We start from the raw sequence: 13,590 nt of genomic DNA, 5'->3' as shown, positions 1-13,590 counted from the left end.
CCGCCACCGTCACCCGAGCGACATCCCGAGCACCACCCGGAGGCCCCCGTGGACGCCAGCGACCTGCTGCGCAACTCGCTCCTGCAGCTGTCCAAGCAGGAGAAGATCCGAGACGTCATCGAGAAGGCGCCCGTGTCGCGCTCGGTCGTCAAGCGCTTCGTGCCCGGTGCCGAGCGCGCCGACGTCGTCGGAGCCGCCTCCGAGATCGCGGCGTCCGGCCGCCTCTCGACGATCGACTACCTCGGCGAGGACACGACCGACCTCGCGCAGGCCCGGCACACGCGCGACGCCTATCTCTCCCTCCTGACCGCCCTGCGCGACCAGGGGCTCACCGAGGGCGGCGCCGTCGAGGTCTCGCTCAAGCTGAGCGCGCTCGGGCAGGCGCTGCCGGGCGACGGCAACGCGATCGCGCTCGACCACGCCCGCGAGATCTGCGAGCTGGCCAAGCAGGGCGGCACGACCGTGACCCTCGACATGGAGGACCACACGACGACGGACCTGACGCTCGACGCCCTGCGCGAGCTGCGTGTGGACTTCCCGACCGTCGGCGCCGTGCTCCAGGCCTACCTCTACCGCACCGAGGCCGACTGTCGGGACCTCGCCCACGCGGGCTCCCGCGTCCGCCTCTGCAAGGGCGCCTACAAGGAGCCCGAGTCGGTCGCCTTCCAGTCGGGCGCCGACGTCGACAAGTCCTACGTGCGCTGCCTCAAGATCCTCATGCAGGGCGAGGGCTACCCGATGGTGGCCTCGCACGACCCCAGGCTCATCGAGATCGCCGGTGCGCTCGCGGGGCAGGCCGGTCGCGACCCCAGGTCGTTCGAGTACCAGATGCTCTACGGCATCCGCCCCGAGGAGCAGAAGCGGATCTCCGACCGCGGCGACCAGATGCGCGTCTACATCCCGTACGGCCAGGAGTGGTACGGCTACCTCATGCGCCGGATGGCCGAGAAGCCGGCGAACGTCATGTTCTTCCTGCGCGGCGTCGCGACCAAGAGCTGAGCGGAGGCGGACGATGACGACGACGGCCATCTTCGGTGCCGGGGTCATGGGCGAGACCCTCGTCTCCGGCCTCATCCGGTCGGGGCGCACGCCCGACGACCTCGTCGTCACCGGGCGCACCCCCGACAAGGTCAACGCGCTCGCCGAGCGCTACGGCGTGCGCGTCCTGGCCAACGCCGAGGCGGCCGACGTCGCCGACACGCTCGTGCTGTGCGTCAAGCCGCAGGACATGGCGGCGCTCCTCGACGAGATCCACGACCACGTGGTCCCCGGCAACGCCGTCGTCTCGCTGGCCGCCGGCATCACGACGGAGTTCCTCGAGTCCCGCCTGCCCGAGGGGACGTCGGTCATCCGCGTCATGCCCAACACCCCGGCGCTCGTCGACCAGGGCATGGCCGGCATCTCGCCCGGCAGCCACTGCACCGACGACCATCTTGCCGAGGCCGAGGCGCTGCTCAGCTCGTGCGGCCGGGTCGTCCGGCTCGCCGAGAAGCACCTCGACGCCGTCACGGCCATCTCCGGCAGCGGCCCGGCCTACATCTTCTACGTCGTCGAGGCGATGATCGAGGCCGGCGTCGTGCTCGGGCTGCCGCGCGCCACGGCCACCGAGCTCGTCGTCCAGACGCTCTACGGCGCGGCCACGATGCTCAAGGAGACCCGGGAGCACCCGACGGTGCTGCGCGAGCAGGTCAGCTCGCCCGGCGGCACGACCGTGGCGGCGCTGCGCCAGCTCGACGACCACAAGGTCCGGGCCGCCTTCGTCACGGCCATCGAGGCCGCGGCGGCCCGCTCGAAACAGCTGGCGTCCGGGCAGGTCTGAGGGCATCGTGGGGTGATGGCCGAGCCGCACACCCACGACCAGCGCCTGCACCTGCACCCCGTCTCGCCCGACGACTGGGAGTCGCACCGGGACGTCCGCCTGGCGATGCTCCAGGACGCGCCCGACGCCTTCTGGTTCACCTATGCCGACGAGGCCGCCTACGACGAGGCCGACTGGCGCGAGCGGATCGAAGGCGCCTGGCTCGTGCAGGCCCGGGACGCGTCGGGCGTCCTCGGCAGCGCCGGCCTCGGCTCCCACTGGGAGCCCGAGCGGGCCACGACCGCAACGCTGTTCGGCATGTACGTCGCCCCGGAGGCCCGCGGTCGCGGTGTCGGCGAGGCCCTGGTCCGGGCCGTGCTCGAGCACGCGAGGCGACTCGGCAAGTCCGAGGTCGTCCTCGAGGTGACGAGCTCCAACGCGGCGGCGGAGGCCCTGTACGCGCGGTGCGGGTTCGTGCGCACCGGCGCGGTCCACGACCACCCGCGACGGCCGGACCTGCGGGAGATCGAGATGGTCCACCGCTTCTGAGTCGCCCTGTCGGGCAGTCGGTCCCGTCGTGCCCCCGAACGTTCACCGCCCCTCGGGTGCGGTGCGGCTACCTGTCGTGCGAAGGTGGACCCATGAGCGACATCACCGTGCGTCCCCTCGGCGAGGACGACTGGGAGGACTACCGTTCCGTCCGCCTCGCCGCACTGCGTGAATCGCCCGAGGCGTTCGTGGCTTCGGTCGACGACGAAGCGTCCTACGACGAGGACTTCTGGCGTGAACGCATGCAGCGCTCCGCGCGGCTCGTGGCCGAGCGTGACGGCGTCGCCGTCGGCGTCGTCAGCGTCGGCACCGCCAAGGAGAGCGACGGCACCGCCGGCGAGCTCTTCGGCCTGTGGGTGCGTCCGGAGGCCCGGGGCTCCGGCGTCGCGACCCACCTCGTCAAGGACGGTGCCACGCTCGCCGCCGAGCGTGGCCACTCCCACCTCGTCTACTGGGTCGGCACCGAGAACGGCCGCGCCGTCGCCTTCGCGAGCGGCATGGGCTTCCGCCCCACCGACTACCGCCGACCGATGGGTGTCGTCAGCGAGGAGGACGGCGAGGAGGAGATCGCCATGGTCCTGCCGCTCGGCGCCGACAACGGACCCTCGCTGCGCCTCTGACCCTTCGGCGCGCTCCGGCCGCCATGTGTGACACGAACCCACCGCCCCTTCGCTCGGGACGGTGGGTTCGTCTGTGCCGCAGTCGTTCCCGGGTCAGGGGCGGGCGGCGAACCGCTCGATGAGCTCGACCGGGCCGCTGACGATGAGCATGTGGTGTGCCGAGATCTTCGTCTGCGGCACGGCATACGTGAAGTCCTCGCCCGGGGCCTTGACGCCGACGACGGTGACGCCGTACTTGCGCCGGATCTGGCTCTGCTCGAGCGTGAAGCCGATCGTCTCGGCCGGCGGCTTGAGCTTGACGATGGCGAAGCCGTCGTCGAACTCGATGTAGTCGAGCATCTTGCCGTTGACGAGGTGGGCCACGCGACGGCCGGAGTCGGCCTCGGGCGAGATGACGTGGTGCACCCCGATGCGGTCGAGGATGCGCTTGTGCTCGGGCGAGAGGGCCTTGGCCCAGATGGAGGGGACCCCGGCGTCGACGAGGTTGGCCGCTGCAAGGACCGACGACTCGACGGACGAGCCGATGCCGACGATCGCGATCCGCGGCTGAGCCTGGCGGATCATGTCGAGCGCCGTCGACTGCGCCATGTCGGCGTGCACCACCTTGGCCACCTTGTTGACGTAGCTCTCGGCGATGGCGTTGTCGCGCTCGACGGCGATGACCCGGTGGCCCAGCTTGGTGAGCTCGAGAGCGACGGCCGAGCCGAAGCGTCCCAGCCCGATGACGATGACGTCGTCGTCGAAGAGCCGGTTGCGGCCCATGGGTGTTACCTCCGTCGTCCGTGGCGCGTTTCCGCGATAGCGTCTCAATCATGCCAACTCAGGCCCGGGTCGTCTGGGACTCCTCCTTCACGAGGTACGACTTCGGTCCCACGCACCCGATGGCGCCCGCGCGTCTGGACCTCACGGCCCGGCTCTGCGACGCCCTCGGGGTCTTCGACGTCGACGGCGTCGAGGTGGTCGGTGCCGAGGTGGCCGCCGACGAGCTGCTGGCCACCGTCCACGACGACGACTACGTCGCCGCGGTCAAGGCCGCCTCGACCGACCCCTCCGGCGCCGACGACGCGTACGGCCTCGGCACCGAGGACGACCCGGCCTTCCGGGACATGCACGACGCGAGCGCCCGGGTGGTGTCGGGCACGGTCGACAGCTGCCGCGCCGTCTGGGAGGGCGAGGCCGAGCACGCCGTGAACTTCACGGGTGGCCTCCACCACGCGATGCGCGGCAAGGCGAGCGGCTTCTGCGTCTACAACGACATCGCCGTCGGCATCCAGTGGCTCCTCGACCACGGCGCCGAGCGGGTGGCCTACGTCGACGTCGACGTGCACCACGGCGACGGGGTCGAGCGGATCTTCTGGGACGACCCCCGGGTGCTGACGATCTCGGTCCACGAGACGGGCCGCGCGCTCTTCCCCGGCACCGGCTGGCCGACTGACATCGGCGGCCCCGACGCCGAGGGCACCGCCGTCAACGTCGCCCTGCCGCCCGGCCTCAGCGACGCCGGCTGGCTGCGCGCCCTGCACGCCGTCGCCATGCCGCTCATCCGCGCCTTCAAGCCCGACGTGCTCGTCACCCAGCACGGGTGCGACACCCACGCCGAGGACCCGCTCGCGCACTTCGCCGTCACGGTCGACGCCCAGCGGGCCGCGGCCGACGCGCTCCACCGCCTCTCGCACGAGGTGTGCGAGGGCCGCTGGGTGGCCCTCGGTGGCGGCGGCTACGAGGTCATCGGCGTCGTGCCCCGCACGTGGACCCACCTCACCGCCATCGCCGCCCACGCCCCCATCCCGACGAGCACCCCCGTCCCCGAGGACTGGCGCGCGCACGTCGAGCAGGTCTTCGGCCGCCCCGGCCCACATCGCATGGGCGACCTGACGGCCGAGGACGGGCCGCTCTGGTGGCGCTCGTGGGAGATGGGCTACGACCCGGCGAGCGAGGTCGACCGCGCCGTCATGGCGACGCGCACGGCCGTCTTCCCGCTGCACGGGCTCGACGTCCACTTCGACTGAGTCTTCTGCGCCTCGCTTCGCTGCGGCGCGTGCCCTGTTGTCGGCGCCTCGCTTCGCTGCGGCGCGTGCCTCGGCGCCCGTCAGGCGTCGCCTTCCTCCGCTCCGCTCGCTCGTTCCTCGCTCGCTGCGCTGCGTCCAGGCGACGCCGGCGCCGCGGCGTGTTGTCGGCGCCTCGCTTCGCTGCGGCGCGTGCCTCGGCGCCCGTCAGGCGTCGCCTTCCTCCGCTCCGCTCGCTCGTTCCTCGCTCGCTGCGCTGCGTCCAGGCGACGCCGGCGCCGCGGCGACCCTGACAATCGGGTTGGTGGGCAGCGTGCTGAACCCCTAACCTTGGGCGCACGGCGACGACGGGCCTGACGATCCTGAGCCGAGCACGACCAGAGGCCGTCCGCGATCCGGGGCGGCGAAGGTGTGGTGGCACAGCGACATTCCCCATCGCCCACACCTCCGGGGCACCAACCCTCTGGAGGTGAACGGAATGCAACCAACCCCAACGACCGCTGCTCCGCGCGTGCTCGCGCGGGACCTCGGGTCCCTGCCCTCCGGCGAGCGCGCCACGCTCGCCGGGTGGGTCCACCGGCGCCGCGTCCTCGCGAGCGTCACGTTCCTCGTGCTGCGCGACCGCTCGGGCCTCGCCCAGGTCGTCGTCAAGGACCGCGAGACCGTCGAGCAGCTCTCGGGTCTGCCCGAGGAGACCGTCGTCGAGGTGACCGGGACCGTCTCGGCCAACGAGTCGGCGCCCGGCGGTGCCGAGCTCGTCGAGCCCGTGGTCACCCCGCTCACCGAGCCGGCGCTCGCGCCGCCGACCGAGCTGTGGCGCCCGACCTTCGGGGCCGGCCTGCCGACGCACCTCGACCACGCGGCGGTGACCCTGCGCCACCCGCGGCACCGGGCGGCGTGGCAGCTCGCGAGCGCGTCGATGCGCGGCTTCCGGGCGGCCCTGGGCGGCCTCGAGTTCACCGAGATCGCGACCCCGAAGCTCGTCGGCACCGCCACCGAGTCGGGAGCCAACGTCTTCACCGTCGACTACTTCGGCCGCACCGCCTACCTCGCGCAGAGCCCGCAGCTCTACAAGCAGATGCTCGTCGGGGTCTTCGAGCGCGTCTTCGAGGTCGGGCCCGTCTTCCGCGCCGAGCCGCACGACACCGTGCGCCACCTCGCGCAGTACACCTCCCTCGACGCCGAGCTCGGCTTCATCCGGGACCACCACGACGTGCTCGCGGTGCTGCGCGAGGCGATCGCCGGCATGGTCGAAGGCATCCGGGAGTATGCCGCCGACGCCGCTGCGCTCCTGGGCGTCGAGCTGCCGCAGGTGCCGGAGCAGTTCCCCGTCATCCACTTCAGCGACGCCCTCGCGAAGGTCGGCGCCGACCCGGACGAGCCCGACCTCAGCCCCGCGCACGAGCGCGCGCTCAGCGAGTGGGCCAAGACGGCATACGGCTCGGACTTCCTTGCCGTGGAGGGCTACCCGATGGGCAAGCGGCCGTTCTACACGCACCCGCAGCCGGGCGACGAGAGGTGGAGCAACAGCTTCGACCTGCTCTTCCGGGGCCTCGAGCTGACGACCGGCGGGCAGCGTCTCCATCGCCCGTCGGACTACGCCGCGGCCCTCGAGCGCACCGGCACCGACCCGTCGATCCTCGCCGGCTACCTCGACGCCTTCGCCCACGGCATGCCTCCGCACGGCGGCTTCGCCATCGGCCTGGAACGCTGGGTCGGGCGGCTGACGGGTGCCGAGAACATCCGCGAGGTGACGCTCTTCCCGCGTGACCTGCACCGTCTGGAGCCATGACCGGCCGGGAGATCCACAGCGGTCCCACCGGCGTGTCGAGTTGCGCGTGATCGATTCGTTCTTCCGTTCGCTTCCCCTCCAGTCACATCTGCCCCTAATGTTGCTTCTTGCACCTGCGTGCAGTTTCGCCGGAGGGGAAGCCGTCGACGCGCGGGTGCAAACCCACCGAAGATCGGGGTAACACATGTCGAATGAGCGCCAGCTCGCCGAGGTGCGGTTTCTGACCGTCGCCGAGGTCGCCTCGATCATGCGTGTGTCGAAGATGACCGTCTACCGACTCGTCCACGGCGGAGACCTTCCGGCCGTACGCGTCGGCCGCTCCTTCCGGGTTCCGGAGGATGCGGTGCACAAGTACCTCCAGACGTCCTACATCGACACCGCGTGACAGCAGCGTCACCACGCACCCGAGGGGGCGGCCGCGACCACCCGGTCCGGCCGCCCCCTCGGCATTCGCGCAGGTGGGCTCGTCGACGTGCTTTTGGGGTAGGGAGCCCGCACGCGCTACCCTGTGAGCCTGTTCGGCTCGTGAAGTTCGACCTACCCTTCTCCGAGGGGTGTCGACGCAGGTCGGCACCAGCTCAGTTCGAGGACACGTCTCACGACAAGGACAAACATGGGTTCTGTCATCAAGAAGCGCCGCAAGCGGATGGCGAAGAAGAAGCACCGCAAGCTGCTGCGCAAGACGCGCCACCAGCGTCGCAACAAGAAGTGACCTGACCAGCTCAGGTATATCGGCGGCATCGCCCCGCACGCTCTCGACCCTCACCTCCGGTGGGGGTCGTTCGCGTTCCCGGGGGCCGGCATCCACCGAGGGCTCCATCGAGAGCCTCGACACATCCGACCATCCGGCGCCCTGCCCGGGTACGGATCGAGCAGGCTCTCGGTAGGCTGCGAGGGCGGGGGAGCGAGAACTCCTCCGCAGCGCGCGCACCCGTCGAGCCAGCCCGAGCAGCGCACGTGCACGACGTCCGCACCGACCGACGACAGGAGGAGCCGATGGCCAAGGTCGTCCTCGTCACGGGCGTGTCCCGCTATCTCGGTGGCCTCTACGCCCGCCGGCTCTCGTCGGACCCCTCGATCGAGCGCATCCTCGGCGTCGACGTCGTGCCGCCGAAGCACTCCATCGGACGGGCCGAGTTCGTGCGCGCCGACATCCGCAACCCGATGATCGGGCGCATCATGGCGCAGGCCGAGGTCGACACGGTCGTGCACATGAACGTCATCGCGACGCCCAAGGACTCCGGCGGCCGGGTGACGCAGAAGGAGATCAACGTCATCGGCACGATGCAGCTGCTCGCCGCGTGCCAGAAGTCCGAGTCGGTGTCACGGCTCGTCGTGAAGTCCTCCGCCGCCGTCTACGGCTCCTCGCCCCGCGACCCCGCGATGTTCAGCGAGGACATGAACCCCAAGACCCTGCCGCGCACCGGCTTCGGCAAGGACTCCGTCGAGGTCGAGGGCTACGTCCGCGGCTTCTCGCGGCGTCGGCCCGACGTCGAGATCACGATGCTGCGCCTGGCCAACGTCGTGGGACCGAGCATCCACACCGCCATCACCGACTACTTCGCGCTGCCGCTCGTGCCGATCCCGCTCGGCTACGACGCCCGGTTCCAGTTCATCCACGAGGACGACGCGACGGCCGCCATGATCCTCGCGACCACCGGGGCGCCGGCCGGGATCGTCAACGTCGCCGGCGACGGCTTCCTCACCGTGACGCAGTGCACCGCGATCGCCCGTCGCGCGGTCGTCCCCGTGCCCCTGTCGGCTGCCGGCCTCATCGGCAACATCGTCAAGCGCAGCGGGTTCGCCGACTTCTCGTCCGACCAGCTGACCTTCCTCGCCTTCGGCCGCGGGCTCGACACGACCCGGATGCGCTCCGTCCTCGAGTTCGAGCCGCACTTCACCACGCGCGAGGCGTTCGAGGACTACGCACGACACCTGCGTCCCGCCGTGCCCGGCGTGGAAGGCGTCGGCGAGGTCGTCAGCGACGCCGCCGGCGGCACCGCCGCAGCCCTCTCCCGCGTCTTCGACAGGATCCAGCCGTGAGCGCCGACCCGAGCAAGGCCGCCGACACGACGGAGCCCGCCGACGCCGCGGCGTCGAAGGGCACGTCCGCGCCGTCGACGTCCGCGAGCGCCAGGACGGCGAAGCCGAAGCCGGGGAAGGCCAAGCCGGCAAAGGCGAAGACGGCAAAGGCGAAGACGGCAAAGGCGAAGAGCGCGAAGACCTCGACGGCACAGCCGAAGAAGGCGACGACGACGTCCACCGCGACGCCGAGGACGGCGAGGACGAAGACGCCGGGGACGACGTCCGCCGCGACGACGTCGGGCACGGAGGCGAAGGCCGCCTCCACGACCTCGACCCGACCGGCCCGTGGCGCGTTCGCAGCCGGTGCGGCCCGCGCCTCCGGTGAGCGTCGTCGACGCAGCGGCACGCCCCTCATCCCCACCGCGCCCGTCGAGGTCAGCGCCGCGCGCCGGCTCGCGACCGGAGCGGGTTCCGACTCCGTGGCCGACGACCTCATCGAGGCAGCCGTGACCGAGGGCCCGACCGAGCCGGAGTCCCGTCCAGCGCGCACGCCGAAGGCCCGGCCCGCGCGGGACGAGGCCCCGACCCGGGAGACCGGCGCCGCCGACACCGACGAGCCGGTCGAGGTCGCCGACATCACCGAGCCCGGAGACCCCGCCGACACCCTCCCCGCCGAGCCGACCCCGCCGCGGACCAGGCCGAGCCGCGCGTCGATGCGCTCGCCCCGTCGCGCGGCCCCGGGAGAGCCGGCCCGCCTGCGCGCCGTCCCGCCGGTCGAGGACACCCACGCGCGCAGCGCCCGCTCCGAGGCCGAGCCGGACACACGGCATACGCCGGCGGGCGACGGTGGTGGCTGGGAGCACGCGCTGACATCGGGGCTGCAGTCGCGGGCCGAGAAGCTCGTCGGTGCGGTGCTCGACGGAGCCGAGCTCACCTCCGAGTCGCGGCCCGGCCCGGCCGAGCTCGTCGAGCTCGCCGTCAACGTGCTGCGCGCCGCCGCCACCTCGGCCGGGGTGCCTGCCGAGGAGGTCGAACGCCAGGTCGCCGAGACCCTCGCCTACCTCCGGCGCCGCCTCACGGGCGACTACGTCGTCGACGAGTTCGGCTTCGACGAGGACTACACCGTCAACGTCCACCTCCCGCTGCTGCGCCCGCTCTACCGGAAGTGGTTCCGGGTCGAGGTGCGCGGCATCGAGAACATCCCCGACGTCGGGGGAGCCCTCGTCGTGGGCAACCACTCCGGCACCGTCGCGATGGACTCGCTCATGACGCAGGTGGCCGTCTACGACGAGCACCCGCGCAACCGGCACCTGCGGATGCTGGGGGCCGACCTCGTCTTCCAGATGCCGTTCATCGGCACCATGGCCCGGCGCTCCGGCACGACCCTCGCGGCCAACTCCGACGCCGAGCGGCTCCTCAGCGGCGGCGCCCTCGTCGGTGTGTGGCCCGAGGGCTTCAAGGGCGTCGGCAAGCCCTTCAGCGAGCGCTACAAGCTGCAGCGCTTCGGCCGGGGCGGGTTCGTCTCTGCTGCGCTGCGCGCCGGCGTGCCGATCGTGCCGGTGTCGATCGTCGGGGCCGAGGAGATCTATCCCATCCTCGGCAACATGCCCGCGGTCGCGCGGCTGCTCGGGCTGCCCTACGCCCCGATCACGCCGACCTTCCCGCTGCTCGGCCCCCTCGGCATGGTGCCGCTGCCGAGCAAGTGGCTCATCGAGTTCGGGCCGCCGATCGAGACGACGAGCTTCGGCCCCGACGCCGCCGATGACCCCATGCTCGTCTTCGACCTCACCGACCAGGTGCGCGAGACGATCCAGCAGACGCTCTACAGCCTGCTCATGCAGCGCAAGTCCGTCTTCCTCTGACCGACGACCACGCGCGCGCCCGCCGGCCGTGGGTCGTGGTGCGGCCGATTCGCAGTCGTCCGGCCGGAGTGGGACGACGTCCCGGCCTCAGGTCAGGGCAGGATCTTCGTCGGCAGCGGCAACGGCACCGTGGGGACGCCGAGGGTCACCGACGGCAGCGGGATCGTCGCGCCGGGCAGCGGGATCGTCGCGCCGGGCAGCGTGACGCCGCCGCCGCCGACCCCGATCGTCGAGGAGGTGACGCCCACACCCGGCAGGCTGACCGTCGCGCCGGGGAGCGTGACCCCGCCACCGCCGACGGCCACCGACGAGCTCGTGACCCCGACTCCGGGCAGGTTGATGGTGCCGCCGGGCAGGGTGACGCCGCCCGTGACGGTGATGCCGGGCACCGACACGCCGCCGGGGACGGTCGCCGAGACCACCGGCGGCCGGGGAGCCGAGCCCGTGGGCCGGGGGGTCGTCGTGGCACCGGGCCGGGACGGCACGGTGCCCGGGGCGGACGTGCCGCTCACCGGGCTGCTGGGGCGGACCGCGCCGGGCAGTCGTGCCAGGGCCTGCCTCGCCGCGGTGGCTCGGTCGCCGCACACGCCGCACGCGGCCAGCTCCCTCAGGGTCGCCACCTGGCCCGCGCCGAGCAGGTCGCGCAGACGCTGCCAGGACGCGAGCGAGCCTTCGGGCACCCGCGGTCGCATCGCGTCGACCTGGGGGATGGCCCGCGTGTAGAAGTCGGCCAGCTCGGTCAGCGCGTCGGCGCGCTGCTCCGTGCGGTAGACCTCCATGAGGATGGTCTGGGCGCGACCGGTCGCGTCGGTCGCCGCGTCGTAGGCCGTGTCGAGGTCGTGCGTCGACGGCGAGCCGCCGTCGATGAGGTCGCGGGCGTCCGCGATGTGCTCCTGCGCCTGCGCGAGGTAGGTCACGCCCTCGTCGTAGCGTGAGCCCGCGAGCTGGACGGCGGCCCGGTCGAGCAGCTGCTTGACGCCGTAGAGGGCGTCGCCGGGGACGGCCGAGCGCGACGCGAACCCGAGGGCGCCACCGATGACGAGGATGCTCGCGGCCGCCGCTGCGATGAACTTCAGGGGCCTGGCCGCGACGCGGAGGATCGAGACCGTGCCGCCCTCGCCGGGACCGTCACCGGCACCGTCCGCCCCGCCGGGCTCGCCGGGCGCGAGGGGAGCGAGGGGCGCCACCGCGGTGGCGTCGTCGGCGAGCAGCCGGGCACGCAGGTCCGAGACGAACTCGGCCCGGGGCGCGAGCCCGGCCTGGTCGACGGCCTGCACGGCGTGCAGCACGGCGACGAGCTCGAGGATCCCGGGCTCGGACACCGCCTCGCCCTCGAGGGCGCGCTGGAGGAGCTCGCCGTCGGCGTTGGCACCGAGGTCCATGTCCCTCCTCCGTCTCTCGAGTCCGTCGGTCTGTCGTGCTGGTCGGTCGTGCTGGTCTGCTGATCGGGCTGGTCGGTCGAGCTGGTCGTGCCGTCAGGGCGTGCCGGAGCCCCTCGCCCGACCCGGCAGCCCCGGCTGGGACGGCACGGCACGGCATACGACACGTCGTGTGGCGAGGGGTGGGTGGTGCGGGTCGTTCGTCAGGGGCCGGAGCACCGTCGTCGCTGCCACCGCGCCACCTGCGTTCACACGTTCCACGGTCGCGCCGGTCAGCGCGCCGAGTGTCGGTCCGGGCCCACACGCACCGTCCCTACGCCATGAGAACGACGAGGGGGCCGGTCGGGTTACGCGGGTCACAGCTCGACTCCTTCGAGCGCCTTGCGCAGGGCCCGGGTCGCGCGCAGCTGGAGCTGCTTCACGGCCCCCTCGGACTTGTCGAGCACCCTGGCCGTGTCGGCCAGGCTGAGTCCCTGGAGGAAGCGCAGGGTGATGCACTCGGCCTGGTCGGAACCCAGCTGCTTGATCGCCGACACGAGACGCTCGTCGCGCAGCCGGGTCAGCACCTCGGTGTCGGGGGCGTCGACGCGCTCGTCGGCGTCGCGCATGTCGGCGGTCGCGACCTCGAAGCGGAACTTCGCCGACTTCACGTGGTCGGCGATGAGGTTGCGCGCGATGGTGACGAACCACGCCGCGATGTCCTTGCCCTGCCACGTGAACGAGTCGATCCGGCGCATCGCGCGCAGGAAGGTCTCGGACGTGAGGTCCTCGGCGAGCGCCCGGTTGGCGACGCGGACGAGGACGTAGCGGAAGACGGTGTCGACATAGATGTCGTAGAGCTGTGCGAAGGCCTCCTTGTCACCGCGCTGGGCGAGCTCGACGAGCGCCGCGATGCGGGCCTGCTCGTCCGCGTCGCGCTCGGGGTGGCGCCGAGGGCCCGGTCCGGGCCGGGTCAGCGCGGTCCTGTCGGTCCCCTCGTCGGCGAGGGCGGCCCAGAGCGCGTCGAGCGCGGAGCGCCACGTCGGCAGGGCGTATGCCGGGGGGTCGAGGAGCGCCGGGAGGGCGCCGGCGGGTGCCGGGCGGGCAGGGGGCATCGACACCCGCCCCGGGGCCCTTCCCGGTGCGAGGACAGGTGGGGGCCGGCGGGCCGACGTCCTGTTCGCGCGCATTGTGGACAGTCTGTCGGAATGCGCCCCCGCATGGGACCCCGATGACGTTTTGTGGTGCACCCGACGTGTGGCGCCGCGAGCGTGCCTACAGTGGTCCGCATGACGAGCGAGAAGCCCCCGGATGCTCCCGGCGCTGCGCCGCGCGTCGTCCTCCTCGGCCGCGCGGGCTGCCACCTGTGCGACGAGGCGCGCGCCGTCGTCGAGCGCGTGACGGGCGAGCTCGGGGTGGCCTGGCAGGAGCAATCCGTCGACGACGACCCGGAGCTGCTGCGGCGCTATGCCGAGCAGATCCCCGTGACCTTCGTCGACGGGCGGCGCCACGACTTCTGGCGGGTCGACGAGGCACGCCTGCGCGCCGCCCTGCGGTGACCTGCCTCACCGCGGCATCCC

At 72.4% G+C, this 13,590-nt stretch carries 14 protein-coding genes; 11 read left to right on the top strand and 3 right to left on the bottom strand.

Features of this window, described 5'->3' with window-relative positions:
* Positions 1-48 precede the first annotated feature (48 nt).
* The 4 genes from ACSQ2D_RS16985 (at position 49) to ACSQ2D_RS16970 (ending at position 2,967) form a co-directional block, all read left to right on the top strand.
* On the top strand, positions 49-999 hold the full coding sequence (locus ACSQ2D_RS16985; RefSeq protein WP_435987099.1) for a proline dehydrogenase family protein: 951 nt from the start codon (positions 49-51) through the stop codon (positions 997-999).
* Positions 1,000-1,012: 13 nt separating this feature from the next.
* Positions 1,013-1,819: a pyrroline-5-carboxylate reductase gene (gene proC / locus ACSQ2D_RS16980; protein ID WP_435987098.1), complete on the top strand. Its 807-nt coding sequence runs from the start codon at positions 1,013-1,015 to the stop codon at positions 1,817-1,819.
* Positions 1,820-1,834: 15 nt separating this feature from the next.
* Entirely contained in the window at positions 1,835-2,347 is a 513-nt protein-coding gene (locus tag ACSQ2D_RS16975) for a GNAT family N-acetyltransferase (RefSeq protein ID WP_435987097.1), read from the top strand.
* Positions 2,348-2,439: 92 nt separating this feature from the next.
* Complete coding sequence (locus ACSQ2D_RS16970) at positions 2,440-2,967, top strand: N-acetyltransferase family protein (protein ID WP_435987096.1); 528 nt, start codon at positions 2,440-2,442, stop codon at positions 2,965-2,967.
* 93 nt (positions 2,968-3,060) lie between these two features.
* On the opposite strand, the gene ACSQ2D_RS16965 is transcribed toward ACSQ2D_RS16970, so the two are convergent.
* Positions 3,061-3,729 (bottom strand): potassium channel family protein, encoded by a 669-nt coding sequence (locus ACSQ2D_RS16965; protein ID WP_435987095.1) that lies wholly within the window; start codon positions 3,727-3,729, stop codon positions 3,061-3,063.
* A 50-nt stretch (positions 3,730-3,779) separates the two neighbouring features.
* Between ACSQ2D_RS16965 and ACSQ2D_RS16960 the strand changes: the two genes are divergently transcribed.
* From ACSQ2D_RS16960 to ACSQ2D_RS16935, 6 genes are all read left to right on the top strand, one after another.
* Entirely contained in the window at positions 3,780-4,976 is a 1,197-nt protein-coding gene (locus ACSQ2D_RS16960; protein ID WP_435987094.1) for an acetoin utilization protein AcuC, read from the top strand.
* Positions 4,977-5,451: 475 nt separating this feature from the next.
* Positions 5,452-6,765, top strand: coding sequence for an aspartate--tRNA(Asn) ligase (aspS, locus tag ACSQ2D_RS16955; RefSeq protein WP_435987093.1), 1,314 nt, complete (start codon positions 5,452-5,454; stop codon positions 6,763-6,765).
* A 184-nt stretch (positions 6,766-6,949) separates the two neighbouring features.
* Entirely contained in the window at positions 6,950-7,150 is a 201-nt protein-coding gene (locus tag ACSQ2D_RS16950; RefSeq protein WP_020145054.1) for a helix-turn-helix domain-containing protein, read from the top strand.
* A 228-nt stretch (positions 7,151-7,378) separates the two neighbouring features.
* On the top strand, positions 7,379-7,477 hold the full coding sequence (locus tag ACSQ2D_RS16945) for a 30S ribosomal protein bS22 (RefSeq protein ID WP_003792170.1): 99 nt from the start codon (positions 7,379-7,381) through the stop codon (positions 7,475-7,477).
* 284 nt (positions 7,478-7,761) lie between these two features.
* Complete coding sequence (locus ACSQ2D_RS16940) at positions 7,762-8,808, top strand: NAD-dependent epimerase/dehydratase family protein (protein ID WP_435987092.1); 1,047 nt, start codon at positions 7,762-7,764, stop codon at positions 8,806-8,808.
* Positions 8,805-10,652, top strand: a complete 1,848-nt coding sequence (locus ACSQ2D_RS16935; protein ID WP_435987091.1) for a 1-acyl-sn-glycerol-3-phosphate acyltransferase — start codon at positions 8,805-8,807, stop codon at positions 10,650-10,652. The genes ACSQ2D_RS16940 and ACSQ2D_RS16935 overlap by 4 nt, the downstream gene beginning before the upstream one ends.
* 92 nt (positions 10,653-10,744) lie before the next feature.
* Here the strand turns inward: ACSQ2D_RS16935 and ACSQ2D_RS16930 are convergent, their stop codons facing one another.
* On the bottom strand, positions 10,745-12,034 hold the full coding sequence (locus tag ACSQ2D_RS16930) for a hypothetical protein (protein WP_435987090.1): 1,290 nt from the start codon (positions 12,032-12,034) through the stop codon (positions 10,745-10,747).
* Between the two features lie 353 nt (positions 12,035-12,387).
* Positions 12,388-13,125 carry an RNA polymerase sigma factor gene (locus ACSQ2D_RS16925; protein WP_435987089.1) on the bottom strand — a complete coding sequence of 246 codons (738 nt, stop codon included), beginning with the start codon at positions 13,123-13,125 and terminating at the stop codon, positions 12,388-12,390.
* Between the two features lie 174 nt (positions 13,126-13,299).
* On the opposite strand from ACSQ2D_RS16925, the gene ACSQ2D_RS16920 reads away from it, so the two are divergent.
* Complete coding sequence (locus ACSQ2D_RS16920; RefSeq protein WP_435987088.1) at positions 13,300-13,569, top strand: glutaredoxin family protein; 270 nt, start codon at positions 13,300-13,302, stop codon at positions 13,567-13,569.
* Positions 13,570-13,590: the final 21 nt, after the last annotated feature.

The organism is Terrabacter sp. LjRoot27 (genome assembly GCF_964254175.1).
In the GTDB taxonomy this organism is placed as follows: domain Bacteria; phylum Actinomycetota; class Actinomycetes; order Actinomycetales; family Dermatophilaceae; genus Terrabacter.
The sequence above is the reverse complement of the archived record's forward strand: the minus strand, read 5'-3'. Positions and strand labels throughout refer to the sequence as shown.